Source organism: Sphingomonas sp. GW821-FHT09B04 (genome assembly GCF_059418285.1).
Genome location: NZ_JBWKPO010000002.1, coordinates 705,888 through 727,591, shown reverse-complemented (window position 1 = coordinate 727,591; position 21,704 = coordinate 705,888). Strand labels below are relative to the sequence as shown.

The following is a 21,704-nucleotide window of genomic DNA, read 5'->3' as shown; positions in this document are numbered from 1 at the left end:
CTTCGTAGCTGCATATATTTGCCTTTCATGGGACAGGAGCGCTTTCGCGGGGCTGAACGGCGGGCTTGGCGGCCTCCTGTGCACGTTTCTGTTCCTCAATCAACGACGGCAGGTTACGCTCGATCAGGCGGCTGGGATCGTACCAGGACTGGACCGAATCAAGCAGCTGGCGAAAGGGCGCGCTAATCCGGACGTTGAATACGAAGGGCAGGCGCGCCAACCTGCGGATCAGGAAGTTGGACTTGGTACCATCGCCCTGGCTCACGCCGGAGAAGCTGACATCGGTGATCATCTCGCCGGCGAGCGGGCCGCTCATCCGGAGCGTGAGGTTCCGGTAGTTCAGCGACTTCAGCGCCTGAAACGCCATATTGCCCCAGAAGCCGACGTCCTGCCGTGATATCTCGCCGACATAGGCGATACGACCACCCGCGCGCGCGCGAAGCTCACCGCCTTCGATCCTGCCTCCCTTCGCATCGAAGATCATCGGAAGGGTGCCGTCGAACGTGCCTGTGGCATCCAGATTGTCGAAGGCCATTTCCTTGAGGAACAGCGCCGCGTCGACGCCCTTCACGTGAAAGGTCAGCCGCCGTTCACGCGCCTCGTCGAAATCAAGGACTGTCGGATCCAGAACGAGTTCGCCGCCGGCAAAGGGCCAGCGCCCTCCCTCCACCTCCACGCGGCGGCTGTCGAGCAGCCGATAGCGCAGTGCACCGTCGCGAACCGGAACACCGGGATTGATCTCGCCCACACTGGCCCCCTGCCCCGGCGCGGTTCGCATGTTGAGCAGATCGGCGAAATCGAGTTGCGTCGTCAGCCCCTGTACTTGTCCGAATACCGCCGCCAGACTGACATTTGTCGCGGTAAAGTGGCCGGTACTCGTCACCGTGTCGCCGGCCCAGTCGATCCGGCCGGTCCCGGCAATGAGGCCGTCCACATCGGCGATCACGCCATAAGTGAGCGCCGTGAGATCGCTGGGCTGAAGGCCATCCGTATGGAAGCGGATACCGGGCACCTCGAGCAGCGCCTGCCCCTCCCCCCGCCCCAGATCGTGCGCGACCTTCGCCATTCCCACGGATAGCTGTCGCCTGGGGCTGACGAACGCGGCTTGCGCGCTGATCTTGCCATCGCTCAGCCGCAAGGTTCCGGCCGGAGCCGTCAAGCGCTCGAAGCGAGCGGGTGTCCCCGCGTCCGCGAGGGTGAAGCCGCCCCGGAGCAGGAGATCACCCCGCTCGACCTGCCAGCTCCCCTTGCCATCGGAGATGAGCAGCGGCACCGAACCGATCTGGCCGCTGAGCTCATCGAAATCCCCGCTCAGGCCCGCGCGGAAGCCGCCGTTCAACTGCCCGATATCGAGACGTGTCGGCTGATCGGCACCCAGGCGCACCGCCGCCTTGGCAATCGTGAAACGGCTGGCCGCCAGATCGAGCTGCGCCGCGTCCGCTGAAAGCCGCAATGGATTCTCGCCCACCCTGCCCTTCAAATCCGGCTTCAAGACGCGAACGCCACCCACAAGGCCCTTCGGACTCCATCGGGCCATTGCCGGCCCAAGCGGGCACAGTTGAAGGCGATCGCCGTCCAGGGCAGCGTTGGCCATGGCGATGCGCGAGAAACCGATCGTGCTGCATCGCGGGTTCACCTCGAGATTCCGGGCATCCCAACGCACCAGAAGCGGCATCGACATCCCGTCGACGCGTCCATCGTTCAGCGGTCCCGACAGGATCATTCCGGTCCGCACTTCGCCGGCCCTGCCACGCAAACTGAAATCCAGGCCGGTGAGTTCGAGCCGCGCCGCGCCAGCCGTGTAGGGCCGGACGACGCCGGTGCCGCGCAGTTCGTCACTCCCCGGCCGGCGTGACAGCCAAACGGTCGCATCCGGCAGCCCGCCGCCGGCGAGCGAGAGCTGACCCGCGAGATCGAGTCCGCCGTTGCGCAGGTCGAGTCCCAGCCCCGTGCCCCTTCCGAAACGCAATCGCGCGCCCGATCTTGCAGCAAGCTCCAATTGCTGCAGGCGGAATGCAGTCCGGTCAGCCCCCAGCGTGAACGCGAGACTGGCGGAACCGCCAAAGCCGCGGCCGGTCTCACCGACGGCGCGGATGAGCTGGCGGACCAGCGGCGCAACCGGCGTACCTTGACCCGCATCGTCAAAGGCCGCGACGCGACCGAGCATCGACTGTGGCAATGTCGCCCCTTGCACGGCGGCTTTGCCCTGAAATCCAGTCGGTTCTCCGAACACATATCGGCCGGATATCGTCGCGGAATTCGCGTTGAACTCCCTGACAGCGAGCGCCCCTGAACGGAGCGCAACGCTGCCTCTCGTACGATGATGGTCCCCACGGAAGTCCACGTTGCCACTCAGCCGGTTCAACCGACCGAAAAGCGAGTCGATGGTCGCCACATCAAGGCCCGCCCTGCCTTCCCAGCGTGCCAGCGATGCTTCCAGGGCAGCCCGAACCAGGATGCGGGCTTGCGTCGCGCGCGTATCCGCGCAGTCGATCCGGGCCGCGTGGACCGGACCATCAAGACGCGGTGCCCCGCCCTTGATGCGTACCTGCATCCTGGCCGCCAAATCCTCCAAAGCGCAATCCGCGAGGTCGAGGCGGGTGGAGCGGGCGCGCAGCGTACCGGTGAAGCCGTCGGCCAGCATCCCCTTGCCGCTCAGGCCGAGCACGACCAGACCCGCACCACTGTCGAGACGGAGTTGTGCGTCGGCGACATCGACGATCATGCGCGGCAGTGCGAACGGCTTGCCCGACGATGGCGGCAACAGCCGGTCCAGCGACCCCATCGAAAGCGCACCATCTACGATCCGACCCTTTGCCCGCACCTTGCCCGCCTTCGCCACCAGCACTTCGGCGTGCCACGGAGAAAGAGACGTACGAAGCTCAACCCAGTCCGCGACGAGATCCGGATCGCCCGGATCGCCGATCGACACGTTGATCAGCCGTTGCCGCCAAGGCGACAGCTGCTCGATCTCGTATCGCGCTGAAACGCCGCGTCTGGCCAGTTCGCTGTCGATGAAGCTGAGTGCGATCGTCCGCCGCTGCAGCCATGCGGTTCCAGCAACCACGGCCGCAAGCACCAGCACGCCGACGACCGCACGACGCCAGCGCCGTGCTGGACGTGGAGCAATTGCCAGCTCGTTTCCGACACTCGCCTCTTCTTCGCTACGACCCACGCGCGCTCCAGCCAGCAAGCGCCGCTGTGATTGCAGCACCGCAAACATCCAGAGCCTCTCTATCCAGCAAAGGTTCCTTCAGGGGCAAGAGGTAGAGGAGCGTCAGCCGCCATTCGCCGCTCGGGAAATGTCCATTCTCCAGCAACTCGCCTTCTCCACAATCTATCCGAGCAAGGGTTGCCTTGAGGTATGATAGTGGCGCCTCAGGGTCATGACTCATTGATCATAGCCGGAAGATGACGGTCGCGGCGAGTGCGAAGGCGGAAAGGAAGCGGTTGGGCATTGGTCGTAGCGGGTTGCAGCCCGACGCCGGTCCTTAAGCGACCGAACATTGCCGCCAGCTGGCGAACTTCACGTAGCCCCCGCCATTCAATGCTTCGCTGACAGAATTGTCATATTGACGTCAGCGTAACGACCCGCATGCGCATCTAGCGGTGCGGAATGACCGACACAGCATCGCTGCTGCAGCGCGCGCGCCGCAAACCCGCCCTTCTGATCGGAGGCACGGGCCTGCTCGCCCTCGCCGCCCTCGCCTATTCGACGACCGGACAGACCCAACAGCAACCTGCAGCGCAACCGCCGGTGCCGGTCCGCACCATCGCCGCCGCACAGCGTGACGTGCCCCATGTGATCGAGGCGGTCGGCACGGTCGAATCGCTCCAGGAGGTGATGGTCCGTTCCCAGGTCGATGGCGTCCTCACCCGACTGCATTTCGCCGAGGGCGATCTCGTCCGCCGCGGCCAGCTGCTCGCCACGATCGACGACCGCCCGCAGCGCGCCGCGCTGGAAGCCGCGCAGGCACAGCTCGCGCGCGATGCGGCGCAGCTGCGCGCCGCCGAGCTCGATCTGGCGCGCTACCAGAGCCTTGTCGCGCGCAACGCGATCTCGCAGCAGATGGTCGACCAGCAGCGCGCCCAGACCGATCAGCTGCGCGCGACCGTCCGCCTCGACAGCGCCAATGTCGACACTGCGCGTGTCAACCTCTCCTACACCCGCATCGTCTCGCCGGTGAGCGGCCGCGTTGGCATCCGCCGCGTCGATGCCGGCAACCTCGTCCGCACCGGCGACACCGACGGCATCGTCTCGGTCGCGCAGGTCGACCCGATCTCGATCGTCTTCCCGGTTCCACAGTCCCGCCTCGCCGGCCTGCGGACGAGCGCACGCGACACGCAGGGCGCATCGGTCGAAGCCTTTGACAGCGACGGCAATGCCCTGCTCGGCACCGGCCGCATCACCGCCTTCGACAATGCGTTCGATCCCCGCACCGGCACCGGGCGCGTGCGCGCGCAATTCGCCAACGCCGCCGAGCAGCTCGCCCCCGGTGCTTTCGTCGCCGTGCGGATGCGCACCGGCCTGACGCCGGGCGCGGTGGTGCTGCCCGCGGTCGCCGTCCGCCCCGGCGTCGACGGACATTTCGTCTATCGCGTGACCAACGGTACGGCCCGGCGCGTCCCCGTCACGCTCGGCTACACCAATGACGAAGTCGCCGTGGTCACGCGCGGGATCGCGCCGGGCAACGTCATCGTGCGCGACGGCTTCTCGCGCCTGCGCGACGGGGCAAAGGTCACCATCGCCGCCGCTGGAGCCCCCACCGGCGCGGCCGCCGGGGGTGGCCAATGAGCGATGCATCCCTCCCCGCTGCGGACGACGCACCGGCGCGGCGCGGCGTCGCCACCTGGTTCATCCATCACCCGGTCGCCACCGTGCTGATGACGCTGGCGGCGTCGCTGCTCGGCCTGTTCGCCTTCTTCAACCTTGCGGTCGCGCCGCTGCCCGAAGCCGACTTCCCGACGATCCAGGTCAGCGCCGGCCTGCCCGGCGCCAGCCCCGAGACCATGGCTTCGTCGGTGGCCACCCCGCTGGAAGTGGCGTTCACCGGCATCCCCGGCGTGACCGAGATGACCTCCACAAGCGGACTCGGCCAGACCAGCATCACGCTCCAGTTCACCCTCACACGCGATATCGACGCGGCGGCGCAGGAGGTTCAGGCGGCGATCAACAGTGTCGCCGGGCGCCTGCCGGGCGACCTTCCCAACCTGCCCACCTGGCGCAAGGTCAACCCGACCGACAGCCCGGTGCTGGTGCTCAGCGCCACCTCCGACGAAATGCCGCTGACCGAGCTCAGCGACCTGATCGACAACCAGCTCGCGCGCCAGATCAGCCAGATCGACGGCGTCGCGCAGGTCTTCATCGCCGGACAGAACAAACCCTCGATCCGCGTCCGTGCTCAGCCCGACCGGCTCGCCGCCTATGGCGTCAGCATGGCCGATATCCGGCAGGCGGTGCAGGGTTCGAACGTCAACCTCGCCAAGGGCGCGGTGTTCGGGCGCGATACGGTGGCGACGTTCGAAGCCAACGACCAGCTCTTCACCCCCGCCGACTACAATCAGGTCGTCGTGGCGTGGCGCGACGGCGCGCCGATCCGGCTACAGGATGTGGCCGAGGTCAGCGTCGGCGCGGAGAACAGCTATGTCGGCGCCTTCCCTAACGGCAAGCCCGGGCTCGGCATCATCATCCTGCGCCAGCCCGGCGCCAACGTCGTGCGCATCGCCGACGCGATCCAGGAAGCGCTGCCGCGCCTGACCGCGTCGCTGCCCGCCAGCGTAGATGTCTCGGTGCTCAACGATCGCACGCGCACGATCCGCTCTTCGCTCCACGAGGTCCAGCTGACGCTTGTCATCACCCTCGCGCTGGTCGTGCTGGTCATGGGGCTGTTCCTGCGGCAGGTGTCCGCGACACTGGTCGTCGCCGCAGTGCTCGGCGTCTCGGTGATTGCGACCTTCGCGGCGATGTACCTGCTCGGCTTCAGCCTCAACAATCTGACGCTGGTGGCGCTGGTCATCGCGGTGGGCTTCGTCGTCGACGATGCGATCGTCGTGGTCGAGAACATCCATCGCCATATGGAGATGGGCAAGACGGCGATGCAGGCCGCGATCGAGGGCGCGCGCGAGATCGGCTTCACGGTGATATCGATCACCTTCTCGCTCATCGCCGCCTTCATCCCGCTGCTGTTCATGGACGGGATCATCGGCCGGCTGTTCCGCGAATTCTCGCTGACGGTCACGATTTCGCTGCTGATCTCGGTGGTCGCCTCACTTACGCTCGCGCCGATGCTGTGCGCGCGCTACCTCAAGACGCCAAAGCACATCGACGCGGGCGGCAAGCGGCACTTCACCGATCGGCTGATCGACGCCTATGGCCGGGCACTCAACTGGACGCTGGCCCACCAGAAGCTGACCCTGCTCGGCTTCGCGGCGACGATCGCCGCGGCGGGCGCAAGCTATGCCTATATCCCCAAGGGGTTCTTCCCGCTTCAGGACACCGCCTTCGTCTTCGGACAGACAGTCGCGGCCGAGGATATCTCTTACGCGGACATGCGCGCCAAGCATGAGGCAATCGCCGCGATCATCGCAAAGGATCCGGCGGTGGAGCAGTTCAACCACGCGATCGGGACGACCGGCGGCAGCCAGTCGCTCGCCAATGGCCGGGTATGGATCGTGCTCAAGGATCGCGGCGACCGCGACGTCTCGTCCGAGGGCCTGATCGCACGTCTGCGCCCGCAGCTCGCGCGCATCCCGGGAATCACGGTGTCGTTGCGCTCGGCGCAGGACATCAACATCGGCGCGGGTGGCGGCGCGGGGCAATATTCCTATGTGCTCAAATCGACCGACACGCGCGAGATGGCGCGCTGGACGACGCAGATGACTCAGGCCATGTCCCAGTCGCCGCTGTTCCGCGACGTGCGCAACGACGTTCAACTCGGCGCGCGGATGCAGGGGATCACGATCGATCGTGCCGCCGCCGCGCGCTATGGGCTCAGCGTCGATGCTATCGATCAGGCATTCTACGACAGTTTCGGCCAGCGCCAGATCAGCGAGTTCCAGACCCAGGCGAACCAGTATCGCGTGGTGCTGGAGGCCGATCCCGCGCGCTACGCCCGGGTCGCCAGCCTCGACACGATGTTCCTGCGCTCACCGGTGACCAACGCGATGGTGCCGCTCTCAGCGGTCGCGCGGATCGATACGCAGCGCGCCGGACCGCTCTCGATCGGACGTCACGGGCTGTCGCCCGCGGCCAATATCAGCTTCAACCTGCCTGAGGGCGTAGCGCTCGGCGACGCAATGGCCGGGATCGAGCGCATCCGGCAGGAGATCGGCTTACCGCCGACGGTCACCGGCACGGCGCAGGGTTCGGCGCAGGCCTTCCAGGATTCGCTCGCGACCCAGCCGCTGCTGATCCTCGCCGCGCTGATCGCGGTCTACATCATTCTCGGCATCCTCTACGAGAGCTTCTCGACCCCGCTCACCATTCTGTCGACCTTGCCGTCGGCCGGTCTCGGTGCGGTGCTGATGCTGTGGCTGTTCGGCCTCGACTTCTCGATCATGGCGCTGATCGGCGTCATCCTGCTGATCGGCATCGTCAAGAAGAACGGCATCCTGATGGTCGACTTCGCGCTCGATGCCCAGCGGACCCGCGGACTCTCGCCGGAAGCGGCAATTTACGAGGCCGCGATCACCCGCTTCCGCCCGATCATCATGACGACGATCGCTGCGCTGCTTGCCGCGATCCCGCTGATGCTCGCCTTCGGCACGGGCGCGGAGCTGCGACAGCCGCTTGGTGTCGCAGTGGTCGGCGGGCTGGTCATCAGCCAGGTCCTCACCCTCTTTTCCACCCCCGTCGTCTATCTGGCGCTCGACCGTCTCTTCCACCGGGTACGCCCCGCACGGACGCCTCGCCTCAAGACCATGCTCGAAGGCGCCATGGCATGAACAGGATGCATCTCCTCCCCCTTCCCCTTCTCGCGATTCTCGCCGGTTGCGCGCATACGCCCGCCGCACCCCCTGTTCCCGGCAGCGTGCCTGCGCGCTGGGAGGCGGCAACCCCGATGCCGACTGGCGAGATACCCGGCGCGTGGTGGTCGAGCTTCAACGATGCCGTGCTCGACGGCCTGATCGACAGCGGACAGCAACATAATGTCGATCTCCGCATCGCGGCAGAGCGTGTCATCGCCTCACACGCGCTGCGCCGCGCCGCCACCGCCGGGTTGTTTCCCGAGATCACCGCGGAGGCGCGGAGCACCTCGGCTCGCCGCGCCACCAACGATTCCGCCAGCATAGGGCTTGGTGCGAGTTGGGAGCCCGATATCGGCGGACGCCTGTCCGCAGCCGTGCGTGCGGCGCGCGCGGACACCGGCGCCACCGCCGCCGATGCCGAGGCGGTGCGGCTGCTGCTGATCGAGGAGATCGCCCGCGCCTATATCGATTATCGCCTGCAAAATTCGCTGATCGCGCTGACGACGCGAACCGTTGCGGCGCAGGAGGAAACGCTGCGCATCACACGCGACCGGTTCGAGTTCGGCATGGCCAGCGCGCTCGATGTCGAGCGGGCAGCGGCGCTGGTTTCACAGACCCGCTCGGAGCATGCCGTGGCGAGCGAGGCGGCGGATGCGGATCGTTTCCGCCTCGCCTATCTGCTGTCGGCGACGCCGGAGGAGATGACTGCGCGGTTGACCAATGGTGGTGCGATCCCCGCCGCCGATCCGCTCGCCGTGCTGCGCTCGCCCGCCGACGTCCTCGCCACGCGGCCGGATATCCGTGCGGTCGAAGCGCGCTATGCGGCGGCGGCGGCGCGGCGCGACGGCACCGCCGGGCTTCGCCTGCCCTCGCTGTCGCTGTCGGGGCTGATCGGCCTCGATGCAGGCGGGATTGGCGGTCTTCTCGACGGCGGGACCAGCATCGCTTCGGTCGCGGCAGCGCTGGTGCTGCCTGTGCTCGACTTTGGGCGGCGGCGCGCAGAACTCGATGCGGCGGATTCGCAGCTGCGTCAGGCCGGGCTGGACTATGAGCGCGTCGTGCGCGGCGCGTTGCAGGAAACGCAGACCGGAATCGTCTCCTATCTTCAGGGCCAGGTGCGCGAGCGTGAGCTTGGCCGGGCGATGGCGGCGGCGCGGCGCGCCGCGGAGCTGTCGCAGCTCCAGTATCGTGAAGGCACACTATCACAGCTCGAGGTTCTCGACGCGGCGCGAACCGTCTATCAGGCGGAGCGGGATCATGCTCGGGCGCTGGCGGACGTGTCGGCGCGGCTGGTCTCGCTCCACCGACAGATGGGCGTGGCGCCCGCGGTGGCAAGCGGAGGCGGTGGCGCGGGACAGTGAAGATTCTGATCGTCGAGGACGAAACCAAGACCATCCACTATCTGCGCCGCGGGCTCGCGGAACAGGGCTACGCCGTCGACTATGCGACCGATGGCGAGGACGGTCTGCACCTCGCGTCCACCGGTGACTATGACGCGATCGTGCTGGATGTGATGCTGCCCAGGCTCGACGGCATATCGTTGCTCGCGGCGCTGCGCGCTGAACGCGACACACCCGTCATCATGCTCACCGCGCGGGATACGGTCGACGACCGGCTGCGCGGGCTTGGCGCGGGCGCCGACGACTATCTGGTCAAGCCCTTCTCGTTCCTCGAGCTGCTGGCGCGCTTGCAGGCGATCCTGCGCCGGGGCCGCGGTCAGGAGATGACACAGGTTCGCGTCGCCGACCTCCATGTCGACCTGATCGCCCGACGTGCGACCCGCGGACGGCGGCGGCTGAACCTCACAGCAAAGGAATTCGCATTGCTAGCGCTGCTGGCGCGGCGGCGCTCGCAGATCGTATCCAAGACGGTCATCACCGAACTCGTCTGGGACATTAATTTCGATACCAACACCAATGTCGTCGAAGTCGCAATCAAACGGCTTCGCGCCAAGCTGGACTCACCGGGCGAGGACAAGCTGCTTCATACCGTGCGCGGCATGGGCTATGTGCTCGAACCGCGCGACGAGGTGGCCGCATGATGCCGCGTTCGATCGCCGGGCGGCTTGCGCTGATGTTCGGGCTGGCGGTGACGGCGGTATCGACGATCGCCGGCATCGCGCTGTTCGCGTTCCAGTCGGACCAGTTGCGCCACCACAAGCGCGAGGAACTGGGTGCCCGCTTCCAGATCGTCGATCGGATGGTGCAGGATTTGCACTATGCCCGCAAATGGCCCTTCATCGTCGCCAAGTTCGAGGACTTCACCCCGCCGGACGGCAGCCTCTATTTCATCGTCGAAAGCCCCGATCCTCGCTTCGCGCTCCGCCCGCAAGCATTGGCCGGCACGCAGTGGAAGGCGCCGCGTGACGGCTTCGACAAGACGATATTGTCCGGTCAGAAATACCTGACGCTTGCACGCATCATCCCGGCGGCGGGCGAGCGGCCCGACGTTCGGCTGATCATCGCGTCGCGCAGCAAATATGTCGACGAGACCGAGACGGGGCTCGCCATCGGCATCGCGGTCATGTCGCTCCTCGCCGTTGCCGCTGTCGCTGCGCTCGGCTGGTGGATCGCGCGCCGCAGCCTCGCCCCCGTCGACCGCCTGTCGGAGCATGCCCGGCTGCTCGGCGCCGAAACTCTGGCGCAGCGCCTGCCGACCGAGACCCTGCCCGCCGAGCTGTCGGGACTGGTGCTCTCGCTCAACGATGCGCTCGACCGCGTGGAAGACAGCTATCAACGTCTGTCGACCTTCAACGCCGATGTCGCGCACGAGTTGCGCACCCCGCTCGCCAACATGATCGGCGGCACGCAGGTCGCGCTATCGCGCAACCGCCCGGCGAACGAGCTTGAGGAGATGCTCCAGTCCAACCTCGAGGAACTTGATCGGATGCGCCGCATCGTCAACGACATGCTCTTCCTCGCCCGCGCCGATCAGGGCGAAGTAGCTGCCAATTTGAGCCTCTGTTCGCTCGCTGAGGAAACGCGAAAGAGTGCTGAATTCATGGCCCCGGTGTTCGACGAAGCCGGCGTCACGCTGGAGATCGACGGCGATGCCGAGGTCCCGATCGAGCGGGCGTTGTTCGGACGCGCGATGACCAACCTGCTCGATAATGCCGTGCGGCATGGAGAAACGCCGGGCCGGGTCACCGTCACGATCGGCTATGAGGGCGACGCCGCCTCGATCGGTGTATCGAACCCTGGCGCGGCGATCGATCCGGTTCACCTCGACCGCATCTTCGACCGTTTCTACCGGATTGATCCCGCACGCTTCAACAGTGGCGAAAGCCATGGCTTCGGCCTGGCGATCGTCAAAGCAGTTGCACGAATGCACGGCGGATCGGTGTTTTCCCGAAACGAACCGGGTCGCATCTGCATCGGCTTCACCGTGTCCCGCACCGATCGGCCCCTGAATGAGACCGGGGCCATATCCTGACTAATGCCGTATCGAAGCGAGGAGCAGTTTTGCCTGCTCAAGGAACGCCTCTGTTAGCCGCCCGGGCTGGCCCTGTGCAGCCGTGACGAATGCGTATTCGTGCAGGATTGTGGGCACTAGCGGGCGCGAGACAAGCGGCGGACGCAGATAGCTGCGCGCCAGCAACTCGTTGACGATCGCGATGCCCACCCCTTGCGCGGCGAGCGCGCAGGCCGAACCGTGCGTATGGGTTTCGATCGCAACGGTAGGCCGCAGGCGGCTTGTCGCAAAGACCTGGTCGACCTGCGCGCGCCAATGTCGTCCAGATCCCAACAGGATCAGCGGCTGTCCCTTGAGCAAGTCCGGAGTCACTTCGGAATGGGCTGCGAGCGGATGATCGCCGGTGAACACCGCGACGGTTCCGTTCGCAATCAGCGGCTCACAATGAAGCTCATCGTCGTTCACCGGCATCTTCATGAAACCGCAATCGACGATCCGCGTGGCGATCATCGCCTTGGCAGTTTCCGTACTGCGAGAATCCAGGCTGAAGCGGACGCCGGGATAGAGTTTGAGGAAGCTCGCGACGATTTCGGGCAGCAATCCTTCGGCAAAGCTCGGCGGTGCGACGACGCGAAGCTCGCCTGTCGCTGAACTGGCGATATCCGCGGCGAGGCTGTTCACGCGCTGCAGACCTGCGAGCGCGAACTCGACCTCGCGCGCCAGCATCAGACCGTCCTTGGTCGGCACAAGCTTGCCCCGGTCGCGATAGAAGAGCTCGAAGCCAATCGTGCGCTCGAGTTGCGTCAGCATCCGGCTTACCCCCGGCTGGGTGGTACCGAGATTGCGCGCCGCCGCGGTCGCCGATCCGGTGCGCATCACTTCGGCAAAGGCAGTCAATGTGCGCACGCCGAGCGCAGATACCTGATGCGGACGCGCCGGTGTCACAGTCATCGCTCAGCCGATCGGGACGACCGGCAGGCGGATGTATGACGCGGCTTCGCGCGCGACATGCACGGTGTTGCGCGCGATCTGAGGAGGCGCGCCGGGGACGCGCCAGTCGCTGTTGGGGTTGACGTCGAAATGCGGGAAGTTGCTGCTCGACACCTCGATCCGGATGCGGTGCCCGGCGACGAAGCGGTTGCTGGTCGGGAAGGCCGGGATGACGAGTTCATGGACCTTGCCCGGCTCCAACGGTTCGGCGCGCTCGAACGAATTGCGAAAGCGCGCGCGCAGAATGCCATGCGCCAGGTTCATAGCATAGCCCTGCGGATAGTCGGCGCAGGGCGGATAGACGTCGACCAGCTTGATCGTGAAATCGGTATCGACCGCCGAGGATTCGATCAGCAAATGCGCGACGACGCTGCCGGTCACCTCGACATCCTGCGCCAGCGCCTCCGTCTCGAACACGAGCACGTCGTCGCGTTCCGCAGTCGCGCGGCCGGATACGGCCCCGCCGAGCATGCCGGCCGCCTCGCGCTGGTCGAACGCGCCCGCATGCATCAGCGGCGCACCTGATGCCAGCGCACCGCCGATCGTCGGCACCGGCCGGGCGGGATCGAAGTCATAGCGTCGCGGTCGAGCATCCGCGTCCGGCAGCTCCGCCGCCAGTCGACCGTCGCCGTGCAGATAGAGCTTCGTCTCCACCGTCCGCGCGATCGGCCATTCCTGTTCGTCGCGCCATAGACCGCCATGGTCGAGCCGCCCCTCCGCCGTCCGCCGGCCGCTGCCCCCACCCATCACGAAGATCCGGACGGGCGCGGGCAGATGTTCGGGTGCATCGTGGCCAAGCATATGGCGATCGAACCAGTCGCGGCGCAGCGCGAAATAGTCGCCGCCGATATGGCCGTCGAGCGGCGCCTCCGGCCCGAAATCGACGTCGCCGGCATGGCGGACCGACCGCTGCCCATGCGTCCACGGACCCAGCACCAGCTTCACCGGTCCGCGCTTGATCGGGGTCAGGCCGGTGAAATTCTCGATCGCGGTCTGCGAATAGGGATCGTACCAGCTGGACATATGCACCATCGGCACATCGGCATAGCGGTCGAAATAGCCGCGCGCATAGAGGCCAAGCCGCGTCCAGAAGCCGTCGAGCCGGTCATGGTCCCATTGTTCGAGCACATAGGATTCATATTCGGGCGCAGCGGCCAGCGGCGAGTTGCCCCGCGTCCAGCGCCGCCCGATCCACTCGCGCATGTCCTGCGCCTCAAGCGCCGCGCGCCGCACCGGATCGGCGGCGGTTTCAGGCGCGAGCAGCGCATGCTTGAGCGCCCAGGTCAGTTGCTTGAGTTCGAACGCCCCGCCCTGGCGGATACCGCCATGATAGGCGCTGGAGAAGCCGCCGGAGTCGAGGAACATCGCCTTGAGTCCAGGCGGGTCGAGGCACGCCAGCGCGCTTTGCACATGCGCGCCATAGGACAGGCCGAGCGTGCCGATGCGTCCGTCGCACCAGGGCTGATCGAGCAGCCAGGCGAGCGTGTCAGCACCGTCCTCCGCCTCGTTCAGATATTTGGTGAACTCGCCCTCGGACTCGTAGCGGCCCCGGCAATCCTGCAGGACGAAGGCATAGCCGGCCTGCGCGAACCAGCGCGCGACCTGCGGCTTGGTACGCGGTTCGGGATCCTGCTCGGTGCGGTCGCCGTGATTGGCCTCGCGCTTGCCATAGGGGGTCCGCTCAAGCAGCACCGGGAACGGTCCTGCGCCCTCAGGCAGGTAGATATCAGTGGCGAGATGCACGCCGTCGCGCATCGGCACCATCGCATCGGCGATCATGACAGGGTCGGTGATCATCGGGCGACGGGGACGACATGCGCTGCAGGCGCGCCGGGACCGACCGGCAATTCGAGCGTGACCCAGCTGCCGACGAGCAGCATCCCGGTCAGGCCGATCGCGATGGAGAAGGGCAGCATCATCGCGATCAGCGATCCGACGCCGAACCCCTTCACCCAGCGCTGGCACATGATCAGCACGAGCATGAAGTTCGACGCGACCGGGGTGACGATGTTGAAGATCGAATCGCCCATGCGATAGGCGGCGGTGGTCATTTCCGGCGACACGCCGAGCAGCATCAGCAGCGGCACCGCGATCGGCGCCATCACGCTCCACTTGGCGCTGGCCGATCCGATCAGCAGGTCGAAGATCGATGAGAGCAACAACAGCATGATCAGCATCAGCGGCAGCGGGAGGGCCAGCGCGCGCAACGTCTCCGCGCCTTCGATCGCCATCACCGGCCCGAGCTTCGACCAGCCGAACATCGCCACGAAATGCGCGGCGAAGAAGACGATCACGAGATAGGGGGCGAGATCGCGCATCCCTCCGGCCATCATCGTCACCACGTCGCGATGCGATTTGATCGTGCCGGCCGCCGCGCCATAGGCCCAGCCCGCGCCGAGGAAGAGCAGGAAGAACGCTGCGATCAGCGCCGCGTAGAAGGGAGCGAGCCGAGCGCCGCCCGCCGCCTTGTCATCGAGCAGCGGGTGAAAGCCCGGCCACAGGGTCAGCGCCGCGAACAGCGCGACTACCGCCAGCGCGGCGATCCCCGCATGCCGCAGCCCGCGCCGCTGCGCGTCGTTCAGCGTGCCGGCATTGGGTTCCAGCCCGTCCGGCGGCGTCGCCTGCCACCGCGCCAGCCGCGGTTCGACGATCCGGTCGCCGACAAACCAGACGACGGGCAGCAGGATGAGTCCCAGGGCGGCGGTGAACCACCAGTTGCCGAGTGGGTTGAGCGGATAGCCAGGCTCAAGCAGCTGCGCCGCCGCCTGGGTGATTCCCAGCATCAGCACGTCGAACTGGCCGGGCAGCAGGTTGCCCGCGAAAGCCCCCGAAATCCCGGCATAGGCGGCCGCGATCCCCATCAGTGGATGGCGCCCGACCTCGGCATAGACGATCGCCGCCAGCGGGATCAGCACGACATAGGGCGCATCACCGGCATGGTGCGACATCAGCCCAATGAAATAGGTAGCGGGGGTGAGGTAGCGAACCGGGAGGTTGCGGGCAGAGCGACCGATCAGTGCAGCGAACAGTCCGGCGCGCTCCGCCACCGCCGCGCCCAGCATCACTACCAACAGGAAGCCGAGCGGGGGGAAGCTCGCGAAGGTCTGCGGCATCTCGACCAGCAGCTTGCGCAGGTTCGCGGCGGAGAACAGGCTCTCCACCACGACCGGCGCGCCACTGGACGGGTTGATCGCACTCCACCCGGCCTGCGCGCCGAACAGCGAGACCAGCATCACCAGCCCGATCAGCCCAAGGAAGATGAAGGCCGGATCCGGCAACATATTGCCCAGCCGCTCGATCCGGTCGAGCCAGCTGCGCCGCCCGGCAATCTTCCCGCTTTCCATCGCCCCGTCCCCGTTCGTGCGCCGGGCCTACATCTTCACCGAGAAACGGGCGTAGAGGAAGCGCCCGCGTCCGTCATAGGTGTAGATGTCATAGTTGATTGGTGCGTTGGCGTAGGAAGCGGGCGGCATCTTGTCGAACAGGTTGTTGACGCCGATGCCAAAGCGCGCGGCACCGTCCTGCACGTCGAAATTCACCTCGGCGTCGATATAGGTAATCGCCTTGGTCCAGCTGTCCTTCACCGCGTTCGCGACGTCGGTGGTCTTGCCGATATAGCGGGCGCGCAGCACCGCATCGGCACCGTCGCCGGTCCAGCTCAGCGAGGCCTGGCCCTTCCAGCGCGGATAGGTGGAGCGGGGCTGGTCGCCCCTGCCCGCGCGATTATCGACGATCACCCCGCCGGTCGCCGGGTCCGGCGAGTCGGTACGGAAGCGGCTGAGATAGGAGACGTCGACCATCGCACCGAGCCGGCCGATGCCGCTGTTGAAGTCATAGCGCAGCGTCGCGTCGACGCCATCGGTCAGGATCGAGGCAAGGTTCTGCGATCCCTGCAACAGGCTGAGCACGGCGCCGGTCCCGGCATCGCGCCGCACCAGATCGCAGAACACGCCTGCGCGCTGCGCGCACAGCTGCAGGATCTGAGTCGCCGATTGGGCCGCGATCGCGTCCTTGATCTTGATGTTGTAGTAATCGACGGTCAGCGAAAGCCCGCGCATCGGGGTGATCGCGACGCCGGCGCTGATGCTGTTCGAGGTTTCGGGCTTCAACGTGCGGTTGCCGCTGATGACTCCGGGGATCAGGCCGTTGAGGTTGTAGTTCGCCTGATTATAGCCCGCCGGCACGCCGGCACAGCCGGGCCGTGATGCGTTTGCCGCCGCGCCGCCATTGCAGGGATCGGTGCCCTGGAAGGTCGTCTCGCGCGCACCCTGATAGAGTTCGAGGATCGACGGGGCGCGGAAGCCCTGGGCATAGGTGCCGCGGATCAGGATCGGTTCGATCGGGCGATAGCCCATCCCCGCCTTGAACGTCGCCTTGCCGCCGACCGTCGAATAGTCGGAATAGCGCGCGGCGAGGCTGAGATCGAGCGCCTGACCGAGCGGCGAATCCTTGAGCAGCGGGATCGAAAGCTCACCATAGACTTCGTGGAGGTCGTAGCTGCCGCTGGTCGGCGTCCGTGTCTGCGCGGTGGTCTTCGCATAGAGCGCCGCGTTGAGATAGGTCGGTGCGGCGTTGGCGATCGGATCGGGATTGTCGACGCCCTTGTTGCGGCGATATTCATAGCCGACCGCGAGCGCGACATTGCCGGCGGGAAGCGCGAACAGGTCGCCCGTCGCGTTGACCCCGGCGTTCCATAGTTCGGTGCGATTGGATTCGCGCGTGGTGAAGCGGATATAGTTCGCCTGTGCCGCCGTCATCTGGCCGAACAGGTTGACAGGCACGCACCCGGCGGTCGCCGCGCATGTCGCGGGATTGCCGAGCGCCAGGAACAGATTGTCGTAGTTGATGCCGTTCTGCGCGGTCGACTCGATGGCGTTGCGGGCATAGCTGCCGAAGACATCCCAGCGCCAGACATTGCCCAACAGCCCGAACTCGCCGTCCAGCCCCGCGGCAACCCGGTAGGTCTCGACATCCTGCATGTTGTCGCGGTTGCCGACCTCGCTCATCACCTTGCGGATGCGGAACGCCGAGTTGGCGGCGAAGCCCAGCGCATTGGCGACGGGCACGCCATTGCCGGTGCCGAACGGATTGAAGGCGTGGCTGTTGGGGATCGCGAAGCCGCGCACCGTGCCCGCGGTACCGCCGATGTCGAGCAGGACCGGCGAGAAGAGTTGGTTCGATTTGCGGCGGTTGTACAGGCCGTCAATATGGAACTCGACCCCGTCGGCGACTTCATAGGCGAAGCGGCCGTAGAAGCCGTAGCGTTCGGACGGTCCGGCCGAATAGATGCCCTGCGCCTGGGTGTTGTACGCATCGCCCGGCAGCGACGCGACGTGGAATGCGTTGTCCGCGAGGTTGCCGGTGCCGTAGCGCGCATCGGCGCCGTTGAGCGCGATCGGCGCCGCGCTTCCGCCAAAGCCCGCAGCCGTGCCGAAATAGCCGTTCCCGGCGAGACCCGGCAGGATGTAGAGGCCCGCCGGGCTGGTGCCCGGCGCAGTCACCGGCACCAGCGTCTGAGTGGTCAGCGCGCGTGCGTCGGTGCGGATCGGCTGTGACTTGAAATAGCTCGCCGACAGGATCACCGAACCGCGCTCGAACTTGTGGCCGAGGTTCAGGATCGCCGAATATTCCGCGCCATCGCCCTTGTCCGTGGTCGCCACGCGGCCACTGGCCCGGATTCCGCTGAACGGCTGGATGGTCTTGATGTTGATGACGCCCGCGATCGCATCGGCGCCATAGATGGCCGAGGCGCCGTCTTTCAGCACCTCGATCCCCTCGATCATGCCCATCGGCATGGTGTTGAGGTCTACAAAGTCGCGAAAGCCACGCTGACCGACGGCATCGACCCAGCGATGCCCGTCGACCAGCACGAGCACGCGATTGCCGCTGCCCTCGCCGCCGCCCAAGTAACGCAGATTAATGGACGATGCGCCGTAGGACGTGCCCTGCGTGCCATTGGAGTTGAGGCTGACGCCGGCCGAGGGCAGCTTTTGCAGCAGCTCGCCCGGTGAGGCGGTACCGGACTTGGCGATATCCTCGGCGGTCAGGGTCAGCACCGGGCCAACGCTGGCGGCATCGGTGCGCTGGATGCGCGATCCGGTGACGACGATCGCGGGTTCCTCAGCCTCTTCCGCCGTATCGGCAGCCTGCTGGGCAAAGGTCGGCACAGCGGCCACGAGCGCGGCCAGGCTGACGCCGACAAGGGCTGTACGCGTGCGGCGGGCCTGTGAAATCCGGTCGATCATGCTTCTCCCCCAACTTTTCTTTTTCGATTCGCGGACAAGCCTATCAATCCGTCGGAGCGGCGAAACGTGATGGCGCAGGATCATTGGTACATATCATGGATGGTATGATGTTGCCGGTTCTCGCGCACCATTCGATATCGCTGTTGCACCCATGGGCAGGAGAAGCGGATGGACACGCCCCTGACGGATCGTCGCAGCCTGCTGTTCGGCCTCGCCGCATGCGCGGCGCTGCCCGCGGCGGCGGCGAACCCGCGATCGATGCGCGTCGCCTTGCTGGGCCAGTCGCTGATCCAGCAGGATCTGTGCATGCCCGGCTGGGAGGGGATGGCCGGGATCGTCGCGCAGCTGCGCCGGGCGGATATCGTCTTCACCGATCTGGAAACCGCGATCGACGCACCGGGCGCGGGACCACCGACCCGCACCGGCGAAGTCTTCCACGCCGCCAGGCCGGCGGTCCTCGATTGCCTGAAATCGCTCGGCGTCTCGCTGGTGACGACTGCCAACAACCATGCCTGGGATATGGGGCCGGGCGGCATCCTCGCCGCGATTGAGCAGCTCGACCGGCGCGGTATCGCGCATGCCGGTACCGGACGCGATCTTGCGGCCGCCGCTGCGCCGGCGTTCCGCCAGACTCCCGCGGGCGCCTTTGCGCTGGTTGCGGCAGCGGCGGGGGCGATCCGCGAGGGTGCGGCGGCTACGCCCGCCCGGCCCGGCGTGCACGAATTGCGCCGCGCCCGGTCCGGCGCGCTCGAGCGGGAGGATGTCGACCGCACCCTCTCCGCGATCCGCAGCGCGCGCGCGGCGGGGGCGACGGTGCTGATGTGCCTGCACAATCACTATTGGGAGCCGGTGCAGGCCGACACCCCGGCCTGGCAAAAAGCGTTCGCGCGCGAATGCGTCGATGCCGGCGCTGCGGCCTTCGTCGCGCACGGCACGCCGCTGATGCAAGGGTGGGAAATGTATCGCGGCGCCCCGCTGTTCCACGGCCTCGGCAACTTCATCTTCCAGACCCGCAAGGCCGACGATTTCTACGGTCCCGCTACTTGGCGATCGATGATCGTCGATGCCCGCTTCGCGCGCGGTCGGTTCGTCGACGCCCGCCTCATCCCAGTCGAGCTCGAAGCGCGCAAGTTCGGCGGCGAGTATAGCGCAGGCTGGCCTCGCATAGCGCCTGGACCAACCCTGACCCTGGCACGATGACGATCTTCCAGATGTGTCCCTGCGCATCCTGAGACCGTTCGGCGCGAATCACCCGTCAAACAACGCGGCGATCTGCGCTTCTGCGATCGCGCGCGCCTCGTCCGCGTCAAGCACCGCGGGCGACAGGCAAAGTTCAAGCCACAGGCCGTCTACCAGTGCGGCGATCGCAATCGCGGCACGGCGCCGTGCGATCGGCGGAAGCCCGCAAGCGGCCAGCAAGGCTTCGAGCCCGTCCCGATAGCGCGCATATTGCGCATCATGAAGCGCGGCGATCTCGCCTCGCGCGATCACCAGCCCCCAGAACGCCGTCCAAGTCGCCAGCAGCGCGCGATCGGCAATCGGCGGTGCAAAGCTCGCCGCTACGTAGGCCATAAGCCGCGCCCGCGGATCCTTGCCCGCACCCTCTACCGCAGAATCATGCGCTACCGAGACCCGCTCTCCGACATGGGCATAGGTTGCGGAGATCAACGCATCGACCCCACCGAAATGATGCGCGACCAAGCCCGGAGAAACCCCCGCCTCCAACGCGATCGCCCGCACCGATGCGCCGCTCGCTCCGTCACGCCCCAGCACGCGTGCGGTCGCCTCGATCAGTGACAGGCGTCGCGCATCGGGTTCGGCGCGGGTGAAGCCGGGCTTGCTCATCATGCGAGCTTATTATACGATCGTATAATAAGCAAATTGCGGAGCCGATCATGGCCACCCCTGCCCCTTTGCCCGAACCCGGGTTTGATCCCGACGCCGACTGGTCGCTGCCGGGCTGGATCTATACCGATCCCGAGTTTCTCGAGCTCGAGACCGCGCGCATTCTGCGCCCGTCATGGCAGATCGTCTGCCACGAGAGTGATCTTGCCGAACCAGGCGACTGGCGCACCCTTTCCTATCTGGGCGAGAATGTCGTCGCGGTGCGCGGGCGTGACGGGACGATCCGCGCCTTCCACAATGTCTGCCGTCACCGCGCCATGCGGATCGTCGAGGGCGGCGCCGGCTGCGCGAAGAAGCTAGTCTGCCCCTATCATGCCTGGACCTATGAATTGGACGGACGGCTGTCGGGGGTGCCGATGCGGCAAGACTATCCGGCGCTGGACATGGAAGCGGGCGGGCTTGTTCCTGTCGACCTCACCACCTGGCGCGGCTTCGTGTTCGTGCGGCTGGAGGATGATGGCGGCCCTTCCCCCGCCGAGATGATGGCGCCTTACGACCATGAGATCGCACCCTATCGCTTCGAGGAGATGCGGCGGATCGGGGACCTCCGTGTCCGCGACCGTGCGGTCAACTGGAAGAATGTCGGCGATAACTACTCGGACAACCTCCACATCCCGGTCGCGCATGACGGGCTGACCCGGCTGTTCGGCAAATCCTATGGAATCGAGGCGGCGGGATGGGTCGACAAGATGTCGGGCTATCTGGTCGACCGCGTCTCGGCCAATCCGTGGGAGGCCTTTTACCAGCGGCACCTTCCGCATGTCGATCACCTGCCCGAGCCGAACCAGCGGCTGTGGCTCTATTACAAATTGTGGCCGAACATGGCGTTCGACATCTATGCCGACCAGATCGACTTCATGCAGTGGCTGCCAGCCTCGCCGACCACCTGCGTGCTGCGCGAGATGACGTTCGCGCTTCCGGATGATCGGCGGGAGATGAAGCTGACCCGCTATGCCAATTGGCGGATCAACCGCGTGGTCAATGCCGAGGACACCTGGCTGATCGAGCGGGTGCAGCAGGGCATGGCGTCGAGCAGCTACACCGCCGGGCCGATCGGGGCGAGCGAGGTGTGCCTGCGCAGCTTCGCGGCGAAGATCCGCGCGATCATTCCCGAGGCGCGACTGCATCGCGCGCCCGCACCGGGCTGGTCGGGCCGCCCACACACCGTCTGAGATCGGGGGAAAC

Annotated in this window: 13 protein-coding genes; 7 read left to right on the top strand and 6 right to left on the bottom strand. The window is 66.4% G+C overall.

Translation table 11 applies throughout. The features are described 5' to 3' along the window. Positions 1–25 precede the first annotated feature (25 nt). Complete coding sequence (locus AC07NK_RS09500) at positions 26–3,223, bottom strand: intermembrane phospholipid transport YdbH family protein (protein ID WP_495170319.1); 3,198 nt, start codon at positions 3,221–3,223, stop codon at positions 26–28. A gap of 393 nt (positions 3,224–3,616) precedes the next feature. Between AC07NK_RS09500 and AC07NK_RS09495 the strand changes: the two genes are divergently transcribed. Genes AC07NK_RS09495 through AC07NK_RS09475 form a run of 5 tightly spaced genes read left to right on the top strand, consistent with a single transcriptional unit; the run spans position 3,617 to position 11,400 of the window. Further along, positions 3,617–4,795, top strand: a complete 1,179-nt coding sequence (locus AC07NK_RS09495; RefSeq protein ID WP_495170318.1) for an efflux RND transporter periplasmic adaptor subunit — start codon at positions 3,617–3,619, stop codon at positions 4,793–4,795. Continuing rightward, positions 4,792–7,944: an efflux RND transporter permease subunit gene (locus AC07NK_RS09490; RefSeq protein WP_495170317.1), complete on the top strand. Its 3,153-nt coding sequence runs from the start codon at positions 4,792–4,794 to the stop codon at positions 7,942–7,944. The genes AC07NK_RS09495 and AC07NK_RS09490 overlap by 4 nt, the downstream gene beginning before the upstream one ends. Further along, complete coding sequence (locus tag AC07NK_RS09485) at positions 7,941–9,329, top strand: efflux transporter outer membrane subunit (protein WP_495170316.1); 1,389 nt, start codon at positions 7,941–7,943, stop codon at positions 9,327–9,329. The genes AC07NK_RS09490 and AC07NK_RS09485 overlap by 4 nt, the downstream gene beginning before the upstream one ends. Continuing rightward, positions 9,326–10,009: a heavy metal response regulator transcription factor gene (locus tag AC07NK_RS09480; RefSeq protein ID WP_495170315.1), complete on the top strand. Its 684-nt coding sequence runs from the start codon at positions 9,326–9,328 to the stop codon at positions 10,007–10,009. The genes AC07NK_RS09485 and AC07NK_RS09480 overlap by 4 nt, the downstream gene beginning before the upstream one ends. Beyond that, positions 10,009–11,400, top strand: coding sequence for a heavy metal sensor histidine kinase (locus AC07NK_RS09475; RefSeq protein ID WP_495170314.1), 1,392 nt, complete (start codon positions 10,009–10,011; stop codon positions 11,398–11,400). Before AC07NK_RS09480 ends, AC07NK_RS09475 begins: the two co-directional genes overlap by 1 nt. Here the strand turns inward: AC07NK_RS09475 and AC07NK_RS09470 are convergent, their stop codons facing one another. The 4 genes from AC07NK_RS09470 to AC07NK_RS09455 are packed head-to-tail and all read right to left on the bottom strand — an operon-like array spanning position 11,401 to position 18,614. Continuing rightward, positions 11,401–12,330: a LysR family transcriptional regulator gene (locus AC07NK_RS09470; protein ID WP_495170313.1), complete on the bottom strand. Its 930-nt coding sequence runs from the start codon at positions 12,328–12,330 to the stop codon at positions 11,401–11,403. Positions 12,331–12,333: 3 nt separating this feature from the next. Continuing rightward, positions 12,334–14,166 (bottom strand): CocE/NonD family hydrolase, encoded by a 1,833-nt coding sequence (locus AC07NK_RS09465; protein ID WP_495170312.1) that lies wholly within the window; start codon positions 14,164–14,166, stop codon positions 12,334–12,336. Continuing rightward, positions 14,163–15,713 (bottom strand): AbgT family transporter, encoded by a 1,551-nt coding sequence (locus AC07NK_RS09460; RefSeq protein ID WP_495170311.1) that lies wholly within the window; start codon positions 15,711–15,713, stop codon positions 14,163–14,165. The genes AC07NK_RS09465 and AC07NK_RS09460 overlap by 4 nt, the downstream gene beginning before the upstream one ends. A gap of 27 nt (positions 15,714–15,740) precedes the next feature. Continuing rightward, a complete protein-coding gene (locus tag AC07NK_RS09455; protein WP_495170310.1) occupies positions 15,741–18,614 on the bottom strand; it encodes a TonB-dependent receptor in 2,874 nt (957 codons plus the stop codon). 168 nt (positions 18,615–18,782) lie between these two features. Between AC07NK_RS09455 and AC07NK_RS09450 the strand changes: the two genes are divergently transcribed. Beyond that, complete coding sequence (locus tag AC07NK_RS09450; protein WP_495170309.1) at positions 18,783–19,814, top strand: CapA family protein; 1,032 nt, start codon at positions 18,783–18,785, stop codon at positions 19,812–19,814. A 48-nt stretch (positions 19,815–19,862) separates the two neighbouring features. Here AC07NK_RS09450 and AC07NK_RS09445 read toward each other — a convergent pair whose 3' ends face one another. Beyond that, positions 19,863–20,459, bottom strand: coding sequence for a TetR family transcriptional regulator C-terminal domain-containing protein (locus tag AC07NK_RS09445; protein WP_495170308.1), 597 nt, complete (start codon positions 20,457–20,459; stop codon positions 19,863–19,865). Positions 20,460–20,509: 50 nt separating this feature from the next. On the opposite strand from AC07NK_RS09445, the gene AC07NK_RS09440 reads away from it, so the two are divergent. Then, positions 20,510–21,691, top strand: a complete 1,182-nt coding sequence (locus AC07NK_RS09440; RefSeq protein ID WP_495170307.1) for an aromatic ring-hydroxylating oxygenase subunit alpha — start codon at positions 20,510–20,512, stop codon at positions 21,689–21,691. Positions 21,692–21,704 lie beyond the last annotated feature (13 nt).

Bases quoted from the DNA above. Each gene is read 5' to 3' on its own strand.
- AC07NK_RS09460 (WP_495170311.1), bottom strand. From the start codon at position 15,713: ATGGAAAGCGGGAAGATTGCCGGGCGGCGCAGCTGGCTCGACCGGATC.
- AC07NK_RS09440 (WP_495170307.1), top strand. From the start codon at position 20,510: ATGGCCACCCCTGCCCCTTTGCCCGAACCCGGGTTTGATCCCGACGCC.
- AC07NK_RS09445 (WP_495170308.1), bottom strand. From the start codon at position 20,459: ATGAGCAAGCCCGGCTTCACCCGCGCCGAACCCGATGCGCGACGCCTG.
- AC07NK_RS09475 (WP_495170314.1), top strand. From the start codon at position 10,009: ATGCCGCGTTCGATCGCCGGGCGGCTTGCGCTGATGTTCGGGCTGGCG.
- AC07NK_RS09450 (WP_495170309.1), top strand. From the start codon at position 18,783: ATGGACACGCCCCTGACGGATCGTCGCAGCCTGCTGTTCGGCCTCGCC.
- AC07NK_RS09495 (WP_495170318.1), top strand. From the start codon at position 3,617: ATGACCGACACAGCATCGCTGCTGCAGCGCGCGCGCCGCAAACCCGCC.
- AC07NK_RS09490 (WP_495170317.1), top strand. From the start codon at position 4,792: ATGAGCGATGCATCCCTCCCCGCTGCGGACGACGCACCGGCGCGGCGC.
- AC07NK_RS09455 (WP_495170310.1), bottom strand. From the start codon at position 18,614: ATGATCGACCGGATTTCACAGGCCCGCCGCACGCGTACAGCCCTTGTC.
- AC07NK_RS09470 (WP_495170313.1), bottom strand. From the start codon at position 12,330: ATGACTGTGACACCGGCGCGTCCGCATCAGGTATCTGCGCTCGGCGTG.
- AC07NK_RS09500 (WP_495170319.1), bottom strand. From the start codon at position 3,223: ATGTTTGCGGTGCTGCAATCACAGCGGCGCTTGCTGGCTGGAGCGCGC.
- AC07NK_RS09465 (WP_495170312.1), bottom strand. From the start codon at position 14,166: ATGATCACCGACCCTGTCATGATCGCCGATGCGATGGTGCCGATGCGC.
- AC07NK_RS09485 (WP_495170316.1), top strand. From the start codon at position 7,941: ATGAACAGGATGCATCTCCTCCCCCTTCCCCTTCTCGCGATTCTCGCC.